The organism is Haloarchaeobius ordinarius (assembly GCF_051801355.1).
Lineage (GTDB): Archaea > Halobacteriota > Halobacteria > Halobacteriales > Natrialbaceae > Haloarchaeobius.
The window spans coordinates 1,939,991-1,953,745 of the sequence record NZ_CP196560.1; the positions used below are offsets into that span (position 1 = coordinate 1,939,991).

Consider the following 13,755-nt stretch of genomic DNA (forward strand, 5'->3'; position numbering starts at 1 on the left):
CGGGTTTCTATCGCACGAGTAGTGTCTGATTCATGTAATACTGCACTCGATAAGCCGAGACTACCTCGAGAGCCCGTTCACCTCGGCTCCTCAGGCAATGTTATCTCTCTAGTAACGGATGCACAGGAAGGAAAATGACAGGATAGCCGCAAAGTAACTATGGCCGAATCAACTTATCATCCAATCATATGTCTGTTGACGGATTGGGGGCGGAGGCTGTTGCCGTGCCTGCTATTAGCGCTCCGAGTAGTCTCGCCTGTCTTCGGTTGCTCGCCGACCGCGGCATCAGAACTGTAGTCTTCTCGGAACGAGAGGACATCCCCGCGTTTCGCTCGAAGTACTGTGACGAAGCGGTGACCGTGCCATCCCCGCGTGAGGACATGGAGGGATACGAGGACGCGGTGCGCTCGATCGCGATGCGTCCCGACGTCCGGACCATTATCCCCGTTCGCGAGGAGGACATCTACACGCTGGCGAAGCACAAGGCCGAACTCTCGGACCACGTCGCCACCCCGTGGCCCTCGTTCGAGCAACTCCGGACGGTACAGGACCGCGTGCAGCTGTTTCAAGCCGCCGAGTCCGCGGGGGTCGGCATGCCCGAGACGTCGTTGCTCACCGAGGTTGACGACTGGGACCAACGTCGCATCGTGAAGTCGCGCTATACGATGCTCGCGGAGGAGTACGTCGGTCCCGGGAGCCTCGACGGTGACCGGGGTGGGACGCGGTACCTCAAACCAGGTGCCCGTCCCGATGTCGAGGGGATCATCGACACGATGGGGCACGTGCCCCTCGTCCAGTCATTCGTGCCCGGGGCTGACGAGTACGGCTTCTTCGCCATTTACGACCACGGCGAACCACTGGCAACGTTCCAGCACCGCCAACGGCGGGCCTGGAAGTACTGCGGTGGCCCGAGTGCGTTCCGGGAGTCAATCGACGACCCGGACCTCGATGAGGCGGGGCGCCAGCTCCTCGACCAACTGGACTGGCACGGGCTCGCGATGGTGGAGTTCAAGCGCGACCCCGAGACGGGCGAGTTCAAGCTGATGGAAATAAACCCACGCTTCTGGTCGTCCCTGCCGTTCACCGTCCAGACCGGTGCTGACTTTCCGTACTACTACTGGTTGCTCGCCGGGGGGGATCAGGACCAGATTGACCACGATTACGAGGTCGGCATCGCGGGCCATCTTATCCGGGGAGAGTTGCTCTATCTGAAAAGCGTCCTGTTCGAGGAGTACGAACTCGTCGAATCGCCCGACACGGTCGACGCGTTCGCCGACGTGTTCTCGTCGCTGGTCCAGCACCCGCGGTTCGACTACCTCGACCTCGGGGACATGGGGCCGTTCCTCCGAGACATGCGGAACATGCTCGGCGTGGGCGGAACCAAGCTGAAGGGTTCTGCACCTAAGTTCGTCCGGTTCATGACGGGGACGGGAGCGAGCCGTCGAGACGTGGTGACCGACGATGGACCGGGAGAGCGGAACGACTAGGGGTCAAGATGGACGAGGGAGGCGGTAGAACGAACCGCGGTGGGTGAATCGACCCGGCGCGGCCGGTTCGCCGCATCCCCAACCCACTTTTCCGTCCTCGACGTAGTCTCATCAGTATGTCCGACCAGCCGCAGGCGACCGCAGAGCGCGTCCCGCTCGCAGACGACATGCCGATGCTCGGACTCGGCACGTGGCAGAACACGGACGCGGACCAGTGCGCCGAGAGCGTCGCGAACGCCCTGGAGATGGGCTACCGCCACATCGACACCGCCCAGATCTACGAGAACGAGGCGTCGGTCGGGGAGGGCATCGCCCGGGCCGACGTGGACCGCGAGGACGTGTTCCTCGCGACGAAGGTCTGGATAACGAATCTCGCGCACGACGACGTACTGGAGACCGCACGCGAGAGCTTCGACCGCCTCGGCGTCGACTACGTCGACCTCCTGTACGTCCACTGGCCCTCGCGCACCTACGACCCCGAGGGGACCCTCTCGGCGTTCGACGAACTGTACGACGAGGGGCTGATTCGCCACGTCGGCGTCTCGAACTTCGAACCCGAGCACCTCGACGAGGCACGCGACCTGCTCGACGCGCCTGTGTTCGCCAACCAGGTCGAGTGTCACCCGCTGCTCCCGCAGGACGAACTGCGCGAGTACGGCGAGGACCACGACGTGAACATGGTCGCGTACTCCCCGCTGGCCCGCGGCGCGGTGTTCGACGTGCCCGAGATACAGCAGGTCGCGGAGAAGCACGACGCCTCGCCTGCACAGGTCAGCCTCGCGTGGCTCCGGAAGAAAGGCGTCACGGCAATCCCGAAGGCGACCGGTGAGGCCCACCTGCGTGAGAACCTCCAGTCGGTCGGACTCGACCTCGACGAGGAGGACATCGCGGCTATCGACGCCATCACCACCGAGAACCGCGTGGTCGACCCAGAGTTCGCGCCCTGGTAGAAACGGAGTAGGTAGAAACAGGGTACAACCTCTGGCGCGGGGTCTCTCGAGGGTGTGGTTCGGTGACGGTGCGGCGGGTGCGGTTTCCATCGCCATCGGTACGAGCTACGTGCTCGTCGCCACCGGAAGTCCCCGTACAGACCAGGAGTCCGAACCGAGAACAGTCGAAACCCAGACCAGTTTTCTCACGAACCAGAATCGCGGGAGGCCGAAAACGTAAACAGCGGGCGCACGCACCTCTTTGCCAATGGCAGGTGTCGTCGCCGGGGTCCGAATCGACCTGAAGCGCCTCCACGAGACGTGGATGGAGGTCGTCTTTCCGCGCCAGCGGAACGCAGACCGGTCGGTACTCGGCAAGTGGAAACCACAGACAGCCGGTGGTAAACTGGCGTATCGACTCTGGGGACTGGTCGGCGCGCTCGTCGTCGCCCTGGTCTATCCCTTCGCACTGGTCGGGACGGTCGTGCGCTGGGCCGCGTACAACTTCGACGACCTGGGGGAGTACCTCGGCGTCATCGGGACCGTCGTCGTCGTGGCACTGCTCTGGGGCGCGTTGACCGCCCTCGCGCGGTTCCGGTTCCCGTTCGGGGGATTTCTGGCCGTGGCCGCCGCGGCGGTGGTGGCGACGCTCTCGGCCGGACTCGCGGTGCTGTTCTCCCGCGTCGGCGGCCGACTGACCTCGGTGCTGGTCGCGTACCCGCTGGGGATGACGGCGGTGTTCCTCCCGCCGGTCGTGGCCGCGTTCTACTCGCCCGCGCTCGGCCAGATCGTGTTCTCCGAGAGCGAGTCGCTCGCCATCTGGCTGCTCGACAACGTGTTCGCGGTCGGTGGGCTGAACGAGTCCATCCGCGAGGAGTTCGACCTTCGCGGGGCCGCGTACATCCTCATGTGGCTCGGCGTGGCCGTCCCGCTCGGGTGGGTGCTCGGGGTGCTGGTGTCGCTCGCGGAACTAGCGCGGCCGACGAAGTGAAGAGCGTACCGGCGAAGCACACGGCCCTCCGCTGCGATTATCCCGTTCCAGCACCCACTCTCGTGCATGGAATTCGACGTCCAGAAGACCGCGATAGTGTTCCTCGCGCTCGTCGCGTTGGGGACCGTCGCGCTCGTCGCCGCACCGATGATGACCACGAACACCGTGCTGATGATGGTGACGCCGTCGATGCTCGTCTTCGGGCTCGTCTGCCTGCTCATCGGCGTGAAACACGGCGAGTGGCGGGCGACCCACTGAGGCCGTCGTCCGTGGCGCGACGCGTCACCGTCGCCCGTAGCGCGACGCTACACGAAAAATCCTTTCTGCCGACACGACGACCCACGCCCATGAGCAACTCCACCACCCCGATTCTCGGCGACCTCGACCCCATCCTCGTCGGGCGAGGAGCCGCCGCCCTCGACGGCGTCCTCGGTCTCGTGTTCCTCGCCAGTCCGTTGTACCTGTTCACCGCGGCCGCCGCGGACTCCGAGGTGGCGACCGTCGCGCTGATGATACAGGTCATCGCGGTCGCGTTCGGACTGTGTCTGGTCGGTATCGCGTGGGTCGGCAAGCACGGTCAGAGCATCCTCGCGACGGCCGCGCCCGCGCTCCTCGCGCTGGTGTTACTGCTCACCGGACCGGTGCTGGGGTACGTCTTCGGCGTGTTCAGCTGGGCGGGGCTGTTGCTCGCGTCGGTGTTCGTCGCCGGCATTCCTGGCATCTGGACGGCCTACAGGACGCGCCCAGAGCCGTAGGACGTTACGACCGCAGAAGGGTGGTCAGTGGTCGTCTTCGCGCCACTTGTGCTCGCACTCGGTGCAGATGAAAAAGCGCGTCTCGGACTCGTCTGCGGACCGAATCTGTTGCATGTACCAGTACGCCTGGTCGTTCTCACACTTCGGACAGATGGCGTTCGTCTTGGCGAGGCCCTTGTCCTCCGCATCGCTCACGTCGACGATTTCGCTCTCCTCCTGGGACTGGGTGGTGACCATCGACGCTTCGGCGACCGCGTCGCGGGCTTTCTCGAAGTCGCAGTTCCCACAGACCCAGTAGTCACCCTGGGTCTTCATCATGGAACCGCAGTCGTCACAGAACTCCATTGATACCCTGTGGTACGCCGCGGCGGAAACTTAAGGTACCCGCTTCACCACTCACCGTTCCTGCCCACGGTCGAGACAGGTCACCCCTCGCCTTCGGACTGCCCCGGTTCGCCGACCGCCCCGACCGGCATGACGTTGTTCAGTTCGAACAGGAGGTCCTCCGCGGAGTCGAACGAATCGCTCTGGGTCTCGGAGACCAGTTCGCCGAGGTTCGCTTCACCGTCGGCGAGGAGGACCGTTACGTCTGCGAGGTCGGCCGCGAGGCCGTCACGCGTCGCCGGGTAGGCCTGATTCTCGAGGGTCCGTTCCAGATGCTTGAGTTTGACCGTTTGTCCCATGTCCTTGTGTAGGTGTGCCACACTCTTTACCGTGCTGCCAACACCAGCAGGGACCAGCCGTCCAGTGTCGGACCCGCCCGATTGCGTCGCCAGACAGAACTCCCAAATACCGCCTGTGCGTACCCGCGGCTGATGACCCTCTCGGACGAGGCCCGTGAGCGACTGGCAGACGTCGTCGAACTACAGCCGACGAAGAACGCCGAGCTACAGAAGCGGTGGGGTATGGAGAGCGGCAGCGAGGTGCATCAGTACCTCGAGAACGAACTCAAGGAGTACTACTACCGCGACGACAACAGTCTCATCCGCGCGACGGCCGACGCCGCAGAGCTGGTCGACGTCGAACCCGGCGTCCAGGCGGACGAGGACGGCGACGGGACACCGAGCGCGGTCCGCGTGCCGGAACTGCAGGCGCACATCTTCGAGGTCCTCGCCGGTCCCGACGAGGACGGCCAGAGCGTCGTGAGCGTTCTCCACGCGGTCCGTGACGAGTTCGGCGTGGGCGACGACGTGAGCGCGGACGACGTTCGCTCGGCGCTCCAGGCGCTCCGGCGCAAGGGCGTCGTCGAAGTTATCTACACGACGGTCCCGACGTTCCGTCTCGCGGTCGCCCGCGAGGACATCGAGGTCTCGGTCTCGTCCTGATGACCGTCGTCTGCTGTGGCATCGGCGCCGACACCACGAACGTCTCCCTGCGTGATTCTCGCGTTCCCACCATCGACGAGGCGGGTCGTTTCGAGTACGTCCCGATTCCCGAGAAGTCCCGCGAGACGAGCGAGGAATCGACCTACGGGAAAATCCCGCTGCGCACCGGTGACGGGACGCTCGCGGACCTGCTCGCCAGCCTGACGCCCGACCCGGACGGTGCCGGCGACACCATCACGGACTCCGACGCCATCGCGGCCTATCCGCCCCACCACGACCCGAACTTCGACGCACTGACTTACGGCGAGCATCGGCCGGGCTACACCGGTCGGCTGGCCGCGCTCGACGCGGACGACGAGGACGCCGTCGCGTTCTACGCCGGGCTGGAAGACGACGACGGACGGCTCCATCGCTACATCGTCGGCTGGTTCCCGGTCGTGAGAACGACCGTGGTCGAGGCCGACGACGACCCCGACATCAAGCGAGAGAAACTCGCCCGGCACCCCGACAACGCCCACACGAAGCGGGCAATCGACGGGCTCCCGTTCAGGAACGACCGGCGGGTCGTGCTGCTCGACGGCGACACTGAATCCGACCTCGGTGGCGGCCTCCTCGACCGCGCCGGGCCGAAGATGAGCACCTTCGCTGCCTTCGACGGGGAGCGCCGCGGCTACTTCCTCGACGACGAGTTCGTCCGCGAGTTCGCGGTCCGAAAGCCCGAACACGACCCGGACAGCAGTTTGCGGGCCGACAAGGCAGGCGTGACGCGCAAGCCGGCCATCGTCTGTGACCTGACTGCACAGGAGTTCCGCGACCGGCTCTTCTCCTGATTATTCGAGGCCGGGGCGCTGCCGCCGTCTGCGGTCTGCCAGCAACCGCTTGAGTCGCGTGCCTGGCCCACCCGAAATCGGCCAGCCCTTCGTCCGCCACGCCGGCGGCTCGGGCTCGAAGTCACCACACCGACCGGAGCACTCGCTTGCGGTCTGACAGCGTCCGTTCGCCGCACACCAGGGGAGGAGGGGCCCGTCCTCGCGCAACTCGAAGTATCTGCAATCGGGGCGCATCGTATCCGCGAACGACCGCCAGCCGCGTTCGTAGGCGCGCTCGGCGATTTCGAGCCGTTTCCGGGCCTTCCACTCGGAGTCGGCGTACCGGAACTCGGCGGCGGAAGCGTCGAACTCGCCGCCGTCGGGCCGGTCGAGTATCATCGTCCCCGGGTCGTCGACCGCGAGGCGGCGGGCGTGCCACGCGACCGTGGCGTCGTTCGCGTCGGTTTCCACGGTGAGGATACCAGCCTGCACGGGCATTCCCTCCAGCAGGACGGGTTCGACCGTCTCACCGGTCTCGCGCGAGGCGACCCACACCTCGTCCGCGAGTTTCAGCGCGACGTCGTACTGGACCTGTTCGACCAGCGCGTCGGCCGCACTCGCGTCGAGGTCGGGCTTGTTCTCGATGGCGATGATTCGACTGACCCAGTCCGGGTACCGCCACTTCCGGCGAATCTGGATGCGGTTGCCGTCCTTGCGCTCTTCGAGGATGCCACGGCTGCTCGCCCGGTGGATGGCTTCCCGGACGTAGCGCCACGGGTAGCCGGGGTCGGGCAGGCAGTCGCGGTAGTAGGTCCACGTTTCAGGTGCGTTCCGGACCACGTGCAGGAGGTCTGAGTCGAGCGCCTCGTGCCCGAAGTTGGCCCGCTGGCGCAGGCCCTCGGGGTCGCACTCGACGACGATGGTGTCCCAGCGTCGGCGTTTGGTGCCGAGCTGGCGGGCGACGACGACGGGGTCCGTGTCGTCCTCGGCCTCGGCTTCGCCGCCGCTACTGTCGGGCGGCCACGACCGCTCGGCCCACCGACACACCCGCAACTCGAAGCCGAATTCGGTGTCCTCGCCCGGGAGCATGTACCGGGGTCGGTGTGCCCGACTGGAAGGTGTTTCGGTGCTTTCTTGTCGGAATCCAGTATCGTCTCACGCATGCGTTCCCGCACTGTCGAGACCCTCCTCGTGCTCGTCGTGTTCCTGCTCGCCCTCCTCGTCGACATGGTCGCAAGGTACCTCCGGTGGGAAGGAATGTCGACCGCATTCGCCGACCTCGCCGCGACGCTGGTCGTGGTGACGACCGGGGTGTACCTCCTGCTCGCGGTGGTCACCGTCTTCACGGCGGACGAGGACGACCCGCTGTCGCTGGCGTACTCGGTCCTCGCACCGCCCGAGAACGAGAAACAGTAAGACAGCCGCTGTCAGGAGAGAGTGCGTCTGAAAAGCCGGGATCGGCTCGCGGGGCCGGTGGCGGCTAGATGCCGCCGTTTTTCTCGAGTTCGTCCAAGAACTCGTGGGCGTCTTCGAGTATCTCTCGTGGACCGTCCTGGGTGACGGTGTTGAACGCCTGTTCGTAATCGCGCCACTGCAGGTCGCGATGTTCGGTCGACAGTTCTGCCGACGCTTCGTAGGACTTCGCGATGAACAGGTGGACCGTCTTGTGGATGGTCTTCCCGTTCGCCTCGAAGACGTAGTCGTAGTCTTTGCGGAATCCGTCGATGAGACGGAAGTCGTTGATGCCTGCTTCCTCTTTTACTTCTCGTATCGCCGTCTGTTGGAGCTCTTCGTCTCCTTCGACGCCGCCCTTGGGGAATTCCCAGTCCCCGGGGCGACTCTTGAGCAGCAAGTACTCGCGCCGGCCCCGCGTATCCCGAAAGAGGATGGCACCTGCGCTCGTAGCATCTACTGCCATTACCCATTGGTAAACCATCCCCAGTTAAGAGAATATCGGAGCACGCGCCAGATTTCTGGACTGAATCGACCTCGACCCCGTCGACGGACGAATCTCAATGGCTTTTTGACGGTGACGCGTCTCAGAGTGTATACCCGACCATGAGTTTCGTCACACGCCTCACACTACAGAGCGGCGACCGGGCGGTCCTCGACTCGGTCGTCGACGACATCCGAGCCATCGTCTCGCGCAAGGGCGCAGAGATGAAAGGACCGCACTCCGCACCGCCGGAGCGCCTGCGTGTCCCGCAGCATCGAACGCTCTCCGACGACGGCGACGTGCCGTTCGGCCACTGGAACTACACCGTGTACAGCCGCGAGATAGAGATAATCGGGCACGACGAGGTCGCCCGGATGGTCGCGGGCCAGGACATGCCCCAGTCCGTCCACGTCGAGGTCGAAGTCGAACAGATCCGCTCGATGGGTTCGTAGGTCCTCCTCCCCGCCAGCCAGCGCCCGCCAGCGACTGCTATCGCTCGTTCGCTTCGTCCTCACTCCGCCGCCACCGCAGGATGACGCGACCGCTCCGTTCGGACCCGCCGAGCAGCCGCGGCCGGCTGATGTGTTCGCTACGTGACTCGGCGGTGTCCGGTTCCGGGAGTTCCACGGTGGTGTCGCCGACGGAGATGGTGACCGGACCACCGTCGTCCAGCGCCTCCTGGAGCGCCGCGAGGTCGGCGTCGAGGTCGTCGAAGGTGACGTCCGCGGCAGCGACCGCGTCCCAGCCGAGGGCAGCCACGTCGTCTGACCGTCCGGCCAGCACCGCGTTCAGGGCCGCCCCGACGAGGATGACCAGACCCGAGAAGTACAGCCACGTGACGAGCAACAGGATGGCCCCGACGACCCCGTAGGCATCGGCCTTCCCCGCGACGGCGACGTAGTACTGGAACAGCGATTCGAGCGTCGCCCAGCCGGTCGCCGCGAACAGGGCACCCGGGACGACCTCTCGCACCGTCACGTCCTCGTCGGGGAAGACGTAGTACATCGGGAAGAACACCAGCGTGAGCCCCGCGACGAGCAGGACGAACCCGAGCGTCTCGCCCGCGAGCGAGCCATCGAGGTCGGCGAGGGTGCCGGTACCGGCGGCCACGGCGGCCGCGAGGCCGACGGAGACGAACACGAGAATACCGTCGGAGAGCTGGTCCGCGAACGTGTTCTCCGCCTCGGACTCGTAGATATCCGAGAAAGCCGTATCGAGGCTCCGGAATATCTTCAGGGTCCCCCACACCAGCGCGACGATACCGAGGATGGAGACGCTGGCGCTTGCGGTGGCGCGCTGGACGGTCTCGGTCAGGAGCTGGCCCGCGTTCGGTGAGAGGTAGGTCCCGATGCTGAACACGACGTCTAGGGCCATGCCCTCCCCGCCGATGGCGGTCAGCGCCGCGAGCAGGACGAGCAAGAAAGGCAGGAGCGAGATGAACGCGTGGTACGCGATACTCCCGGCCATGAAGGTGAGATTCTCGGCTCGCACCTCGTGCTGGACCGCGCGAGCGACGGCGACGACCCGTGACGTTTTCATTTGCCATTCGTTCGTCACGCCCGGGGATAAGCTCACGGCGTTAAGTAGCCACGGCCCCTCGGGTCGGGCATGGTAGACCGCGACAGGTTAGTCGAGTTGCGACGCGAGTTCCATCGGTACCCGGAGCCCGCCTGGCGGGAGTTCTGGACGACGTGCCGACTGGTCGAGGAACTGGAGGCCATCGGCGTCGACGAGCTCTCCGTCGGCCCCGAGGCACTCGCCACAGACGAGCGCATGGCGGTCCCCGACGAGGACGAACTGCGCGTGTGGTACGAGCAGGCCCGCGAGCAGGGCGCACCCGAGGCCGTCCTCGAACAGCTAGAGGGCGGCTACACCGGTGCCGTCGCCGTGGTCGAACAGGGGCCCGGTCCGACCGTCGGCCTCCGCGTCGACATCGACGGGCTCCCGATTCGAGAGTCCGACGAGTCGAGCCACCACCCGACGAGCGAGGGCTTTCGCTCGGTGAACGAGGGGTACATGCACTCCTGCGGACACGACGGCCACATCACCCTCGGTCTCGGCACGCTCGAAGCCGTCAAAGAGAGCGACTTCTCCGGCACGCTGAAGGTGTTCTTCCAGCCCGCCGAAGAAGTCGTCGGCGGCGGGAAGGCGATGGCGATGTCCGGACACCTCGACGACGTCGACTACCTCTTTGCCACCCACGTCGGTCTCGACCACCCGACGGGCGAAATCGTCGCCGGCATCGACGACTTCCTGGCCGTAAAGCACCTCGACGTGGAGTTCACGGGTGCACCCGCACACGCTGGTGCGAAACCCGAGGAGGGCCGGAACGCGGTGCAGGCGCTCGCGACGGCCGTCCAGAACCTCTATGCGATTCCGCGTCACTCCGACGGGGCGACGCGGGTCAACGCGGGCAAACTCGAAGCCGGGACCGCAGCCAACATCGTCCCCGAGCGGGCCGTCATGGAGTGCGAAGTCCGTGGCGAGACGACCCACCTGAAAGACTACATGGACGAGCGTGCCCAGCAGGTACTCGACTCGGCGGCGGCCATGCACGGCTGCGAGGTCAGTAGCGAGGTCGGCGGCGAGGCCCCGAGCGCCACGAGTGACCAGGACCTCGTCGACCTCGTGAGTGCCGTGGCGGGAGAACACCCCGACGTCGAGCGACTGGTCGAACGCGACGCGCTGGGCGGCAGCGAGGACGCGACGTTCCTGATGCAGGCCGTCCAGAAGCAGGGTGGGCTGGCCTCGTACGTCTGCGTCGGCACCGACCATCCCGGCGGCCACCACACGAGCACCTTCGACGTGGACGAAGCGAGCCTCCCCATCGGCGTCGACGTCCTCACTGGTGCCATCGTGTCCGTCGCGGCCCAGCGCCCGTGAGCACGGCCACACAGAACTAAAATTAGTTCGTGACAGAGTTTCGGTTTCTGAGAAAGCATTAGTAAAATATACAGTACTCACTTCCGATTGTTCGGTCGATGGTTGGGAGTATGCATCGGCCTGCTGGTGTCTCGTTCGCTGCGTTCGTCGCCGCGAGCGGCGGATTCTGGACGTTGCTCGTAAGCGGTATCTTCGTCGTGTTCAGCGCGTCGTTCCAGTCCGTCGCCGGCGTGGTAATCGCGGTCGTCATGATACTGTATGGGTTGTTCCGAATCTTCCTCGCCGGGGCGCTGTTCAAGATGGTCTCGTGGGCGCGATTCGTCGGTATCGGACTGTTCACGCTGGCCGCGCTCGGGAACGGCATCCTCGTCTTCGACGACCCGACGGCGCTGTTCGCGTTCGGGGCGAACGCCGCGAGTGCGGTCTTGCTGTTCCTCAACGGGGACGCGTTCGGGGCGAACACGGACCGGGTGGACCTCTCGGAGGAACATGCGACCCGCATCGGGAGCGGGATGTGAGGCGGCGCAGGCCGTAGAATCAGCGCGAATCGTTTCTGAGCCGGTCACGTAGGGGTGGTATGGGGGAACAGCACACTCGGGGAGTGACGCGTCGCGGCGTCCTTCGTGGCGTCGGCGTGGCAACGGCACTCGCCATGGCGGACACAGCAACGGCACAGGAGGGGACGGTACACACGGTCGATATGACGGACTCACTGGTGTTCGACCCAGACGAGTTGATAATCGCGCCCGGCGACGTGGTCCGCTGGGAGAACGTCGGGAACGTCGGTCACAGCGTCACGGCCTACGAGGACGGCATTCCGGCCGACGCAACGTACTTCGCGAGTGGCGGCTTCGACTCGGAGTCCGAGGCACGGTCGAACTACCCGGTCGGCGACATCGCCGGCGGTGGGACGTACGAACACATCTTCGACGTCCTCGGCACGTACGAGTACTTCTGTATCCCGCACGAGGGTGTCGGGATGGTCGGGATAATCGAGGTTCGCGAGGGCGGCGCACCGGCGGAGGAGGCGGTGGAGCCGGTGTTACCGGACAGCGCGAAGACACTCGGCATCGCGCTGACGACCGCGATGCTCTCGGTCCTCGGCCTGGCGTACGTCTTCCTGAAGTACGGTGGTGACTACGGGGAAGGCGGTGGTGGGGAAGGCAGTGGCGGCGAGGGTCGTCGCGGCGCAGTCTAGTACTTCGGGTCCGCGCCGGTCGTCTCGTACACCGCCTCCATGATGGAGTCACGCCGGGAGCGCCACATACCGAACTCGGACGGGTCCGTCGGGTAGTCCTCGTAGTGCGCCATGAGTTCGTCGGCGCGCTGTTTCGTCCGGTAGAACTGCAGGATGTTGCGCCAGTAGCCGAAGCTCTTGATGGCGAGCTGGGCCTTGAACAGCAGGCTCATCTGCGTGCTTCCCTCGTACAGCGCCTGCGAGAGCTTCTCGCCGGGCAGGGCGGCCAGCAGGCCCATCAGGTCGTCCACGTCGACCGCGGTCGAGAGGATGTTGTACACGTCGAGCGCGGCGTAGCGGCCGCCGAAGTGGTCCATCACCTGCTCGTTGTAGTCCCAGAGCGCCGCCTCGCTCACGTCGCCCTGCTCGATGGCCTGGACGGCCTGCTCGCCGGCGTACTTGCCGGAGTAGGCCGCGCCCGCGATGCCACCGCCGGTCGTCGGGTTGACGAGGCCGGCCGCGTCGCCGACGGCGATGAAGCCGGGCGCGACGGCGGAGTCGTAGGGACGGCGGGTCGGGAGCGCCGCGCCGAGTTTGTCCTCGACGCGTGCGCCCGCGAACTCCGGTCGGTCGCGGAGGTCCTGCTTGAGGTCCTCGACCAGCTTCATCGGCTGTTCGGTCATCTGGAAACCGAGGCCGGCGTTTATCTCCGTCTCGGTCCGCGGGAAGTACCACAGGTAGCCCGCGGCGCGCTTGGTCGGCTTGAACACGAGCGCGTCGTCCCACTCGACCGGTTCTTGCACGTGGACGACCTCGCGGTAGGCAGAACAGAACTGCGAGTAGCTGACGTTCGTGTCAAAGGTCGCGTCCCCGAAGTCGACCTTGTCCTGGAGGAGCGAGAGTGCACCCGCGCCGTCGACGACGATGTCGGCGTCGTACTCGACGGGCTGGCCCTTGCGCGTCGCACGGACGCCGGTGACGGTGCCGTCGGCCTCCTGGACGACGTCCTGGACGACGGTATCGTAGTGGAACTCCGCGCCCGCCTCTTTCGCGCCCTCGATGATGAGTCGGCCGTACTGCCAGCGGTCGATGACGGCGAGTTCGCCGGGGACCGGAATCTCCAGTACGGTGTCCTCCTGTGGAATCTCGAAGCGCCCGTGGTCCACGCCCGTGTTCGTGAACGCGGGTTCGATCTTCGATTTGGGAATCGCCTCGGGGAAGGCGTCTGCCCCCTTCAGGGCGTCACCGCAGGCGATGTGCCCGGCTTCCTCCTCGGACTTTCGCTCGACGACGACGACGTCGTAGCCTTCACGTGCGATGGTCGCCGCAGCGTAACAGCCGGAGGTCCCAGCTCCGACGACGGCGACGTCAGGCGTGTGTGTAGTCATGGATTGCCCTCTTCACCCCAGGGAAAAAACGTTTTATCCCCGATTCTGTCGGCGAACTGGCGTCACGATGGGGAT

Annotated in this window: 18 protein-coding genes; 12 read left to right on the forward strand and 6 right to left on the reverse strand. The window is 65.6% G+C overall.

The window, feature by feature from the left end; all coding sequences use genetic code 11:
* Positions 1-224 precede the first annotated feature (224 nt).
* From ACSC1R_RS10080 to ACSC1R_RS10100, 5 genes are all read left to right on the forward strand, one after another.
* Positions 225-1,487 carry a carboxylate--amine ligase gene (locus tag ACSC1R_RS10080; protein ID WP_439025614.1) on the forward strand — a complete coding sequence of 421 codons (1,263 nt, stop codon included), beginning with the start codon at positions 225-227 and terminating at the stop codon, positions 1,485-1,487.
* 116 nt (positions 1,488-1,603) lie between these two features.
* The gene (locus ACSC1R_RS10085; RefSeq protein ID WP_439025615.1) at positions 1,604-2,437 is read left to right on the forward strand and encodes an aldo/keto reductase; all 834 of its coding nucleotides are present in this window, start codon (positions 1,604-1,606) and stop codon (positions 2,435-2,437) included.
* A 247-nt stretch (positions 2,438-2,684) separates the two neighbouring features.
* Complete coding sequence (locus tag ACSC1R_RS10090; RefSeq protein WP_439025616.1) at positions 2,685-3,407, forward strand: hypothetical protein; 723 nt, start codon at positions 2,685-2,687, stop codon at positions 3,405-3,407.
* 66 nt (positions 3,408-3,473) lie between these two features.
* Entirely contained in the window at positions 3,474-3,665 is a 192-nt protein-coding gene (locus ACSC1R_RS10095) for a DUF7333 family protein (protein ID WP_439025617.1), read from the forward strand.
* Positions 3,666-3,754: 89 nt separating this feature from the next.
* Positions 3,755-4,162 carry a hypothetical protein gene (locus tag ACSC1R_RS10100; RefSeq protein WP_439025618.1) on the forward strand — a complete coding sequence of 136 codons (408 nt, stop codon included), beginning with the start codon at positions 3,755-3,757 and terminating at the stop codon, positions 4,160-4,162.
* Between the two features lie 24 nt (positions 4,163-4,186).
* Here ACSC1R_RS10100 and ACSC1R_RS10105 read toward each other — a convergent pair whose 3' ends face one another.
* Entirely contained in the window at positions 4,187-4,507 is a 321-nt protein-coding gene (locus ACSC1R_RS10105) for a transcription factor S (RefSeq protein ID WP_439025619.1), read from the reverse strand.
* A gap of 80 nt (positions 4,508-4,587) precedes the next feature.
* Positions 4,588-4,845 (reverse strand): DUF5789 family protein, encoded by a 258-nt coding sequence (locus ACSC1R_RS10110; protein ID WP_439025620.1) that lies wholly within the window; start codon positions 4,843-4,845, stop codon positions 4,588-4,590.
* A 132-nt stretch (positions 4,846-4,977) separates the two neighbouring features.
* Here ACSC1R_RS10110 and ACSC1R_RS10115 point away from each other — a divergent pair, with 132 nt between their 5' ends.
* Complete coding sequence (locus ACSC1R_RS10115; protein ID WP_439025621.1) at positions 4,978-5,487, forward strand: DUF5797 family protein; 510 nt, start codon at positions 4,978-4,980, stop codon at positions 5,485-5,487.
* The gene (locus ACSC1R_RS10120; RefSeq protein WP_439025622.1) at positions 5,487-6,317 is read left to right on the forward strand and encodes a hypothetical protein; all 831 of its coding nucleotides are present in this window, start codon (positions 5,487-5,489) and stop codon (positions 6,315-6,317) included. Before ACSC1R_RS10115 ends, ACSC1R_RS10120 begins: the two co-directional genes overlap by 1 nt.
* Here the strand turns inward: ACSC1R_RS10120 and ACSC1R_RS10125 are convergent, their stop codons facing one another.
* A complete protein-coding gene (locus tag ACSC1R_RS10125) occupies positions 6,318-7,385 on the reverse strand; it encodes a DUF5787 family protein (RefSeq protein WP_439025623.1) in 1,068 nt (355 codons plus the stop codon).
* 72 nt (positions 7,386-7,457) lie between these two features.
* Here ACSC1R_RS10125 and ACSC1R_RS10130 point away from each other — a divergent pair, with 72 nt between their 5' ends.
* The gene (locus ACSC1R_RS10130; RefSeq protein ID WP_439025624.1) at positions 7,458-7,712 is read left to right on the forward strand and encodes a hypothetical protein; all 255 of its coding nucleotides are present in this window, start codon (positions 7,458-7,460) and stop codon (positions 7,710-7,712) included.
* 64 nt (positions 7,713-7,776) lie between these two features.
* On the opposite strand, the gene ACSC1R_RS10135 is transcribed toward ACSC1R_RS10130, so the two are convergent.
* Positions 7,777-8,214 carry a bis(5'-nucleosyl)-tetraphosphatase gene (locus ACSC1R_RS10135; RefSeq protein ID WP_439025625.1) on the reverse strand — a complete coding sequence of 146 codons (438 nt, stop codon included), beginning with the start codon at positions 8,212-8,214 and terminating at the stop codon, positions 7,777-7,779.
* 140 nt (positions 8,215-8,354) lie between these two features.
* Between ACSC1R_RS10135 and ACSC1R_RS10140 the strand changes: the two genes are divergently transcribed.
* Positions 8,355-8,684, forward strand: coding sequence for a 30S ribosomal protein S10 (locus tag ACSC1R_RS10140; protein WP_439025626.1), 330 nt, complete (start codon positions 8,355-8,357; stop codon positions 8,682-8,684).
* Positions 8,685-8,721: 37 nt separating this feature from the next.
* On the opposite strand, the gene ACSC1R_RS10145 is transcribed toward ACSC1R_RS10140, so the two are convergent.
* The gene (locus ACSC1R_RS10145) at positions 8,722-9,771 is read right to left on the reverse strand and encodes a YihY/virulence factor BrkB family protein (RefSeq protein ID WP_439025627.1); all 1,050 of its coding nucleotides are present in this window, start codon (positions 9,769-9,771) and stop codon (positions 8,722-8,724) included.
* Between the two features lie 69 nt (positions 9,772-9,840).
* Here ACSC1R_RS10145 and ACSC1R_RS10150 point away from each other — a divergent pair, with 69 nt between their 5' ends.
* The 3 genes from ACSC1R_RS10150 (at position 9,841) to ACSC1R_RS10160 (ending at position 12,313) form a co-directional block, all read left to right on the forward strand.
* Complete coding sequence (locus ACSC1R_RS10150) at positions 9,841-11,115, forward strand: amidohydrolase (RefSeq protein WP_439025628.1); 1,275 nt, start codon at positions 9,841-9,843, stop codon at positions 11,113-11,115.
* 110 nt (positions 11,116-11,225) lie between these two features.
* Positions 11,226-11,633, forward strand: coding sequence for a hypothetical protein (locus tag ACSC1R_RS10155; protein ID WP_439025629.1), 408 nt, complete (start codon positions 11,226-11,228; stop codon positions 11,631-11,633).
* 116 nt (positions 11,634-11,749) lie between these two features.
* Positions 11,750-12,313 carry a plastocyanin/azurin family copper-binding protein gene (locus tag ACSC1R_RS10160; protein WP_439025630.1) on the forward strand — a complete coding sequence of 188 codons (564 nt, stop codon included), beginning with the start codon at positions 11,750-11,752 and terminating at the stop codon, positions 12,311-12,313.
* Here the strand turns inward: ACSC1R_RS10160 and ACSC1R_RS10165 are convergent.
* Positions 12,310-13,680, reverse strand: coding sequence for a geranylgeranyl reductase family protein (locus tag ACSC1R_RS10165; protein ID WP_439025631.1), 1,371 nt, complete (start codon positions 13,678-13,680; stop codon positions 12,310-12,312). The genes ACSC1R_RS10160 and ACSC1R_RS10165 overlap by 4 nt on opposite strands.
* Positions 13,681-13,755 lie beyond the last annotated feature (75 nt).

Coding starts and splice junctions, on each gene's coding strand:
- ACSC1R_RS10085 (WP_439025615.1), top strand. CDS start 1,604: ATGTCCGACCAGCCGCAGGCGACCGCAGAGCGCGTCCCGCTCGCAGAC.
- ACSC1R_RS10090 (WP_439025616.1), top strand. CDS start 2,685: ATGGCAGGTGTCGTCGCCGGGGTCCGAATCGACCTGAAGCGCCTCCAC.
- ACSC1R_RS10095 (WP_439025617.1), top strand. CDS start 3,474: ATGGAATTCGACGTCCAGAAGACCGCGATAGTGTTCCTCGCGCTCGTC.
- ACSC1R_RS10100 (WP_439025618.1), top strand. CDS start 3,755: ATGAGCAACTCCACCACCCCGATTCTCGGCGACCTCGACCCCATCCTC.
- ACSC1R_RS10105 (WP_439025619.1), bottom strand. CDS start 4,507: ATGGAGTTCTGTGACGACTGCGGTTCCATGATGAAGACCCAGGGTGAC.
- ACSC1R_RS10110 (WP_439025620.1), bottom strand. CDS start 4,845: ATGGGACAAACGGTCAAACTCAAGCATCTGGAACGGACCCTCGAGAAT.
- ACSC1R_RS10115 (WP_439025621.1), top strand. CDS start 4,978: ATGACCCTCTCGGACGAGGCCCGTGAGCGACTGGCAGACGTCGTCGAA.
- ACSC1R_RS10120 (WP_439025622.1), top strand. CDS start 5,487: ATGACCGTCGTCTGCTGTGGCATCGGCGCCGACACCACGAACGTCTCC.
- ACSC1R_RS10125 (WP_439025623.1), bottom strand. CDS start 7,385: ATGCTCCCGGGCGAGGACACCGAATTCGGCTTCGAGTTGCGGGTGTGT.
- ACSC1R_RS10130 (WP_439025624.1), top strand. CDS start 7,458: ATGCGTTCCCGCACTGTCGAGACCCTCCTCGTGCTCGTCGTGTTCCTG.
- ACSC1R_RS10135 (WP_439025625.1), bottom strand. CDS start 8,214: ATGGCAGTAGATGCTACGAGCGCAGGTGCCATCCTCTTTCGGGATACG.
- ACSC1R_RS10140 (WP_439025626.1), top strand. CDS start 8,355: ATGAGTTTCGTCACACGCCTCACACTACAGAGCGGCGACCGGGCGGTC.
- ACSC1R_RS10145 (WP_439025627.1), bottom strand. CDS start 9,771: ATGAAAACGTCACGGGTCGTCGCCGTCGCTCGCGCGGTCCAGCACGAG.
- ACSC1R_RS10150 (WP_439025628.1), top strand. CDS start 9,841: ATGGTAGACCGCGACAGGTTAGTCGAGTTGCGACGCGAGTTCCATCGG.
- ACSC1R_RS10155 (WP_439025629.1), top strand. CDS start 11,226: ATGCATCGGCCTGCTGGTGTCTCGTTCGCTGCGTTCGTCGCCGCGAGC.
- ACSC1R_RS10165 (WP_439025631.1), bottom strand. CDS start 13,680: ATGACTACACACACGCCTGACGTCGCCGTCGTCGGAGCTGGGACCTCC.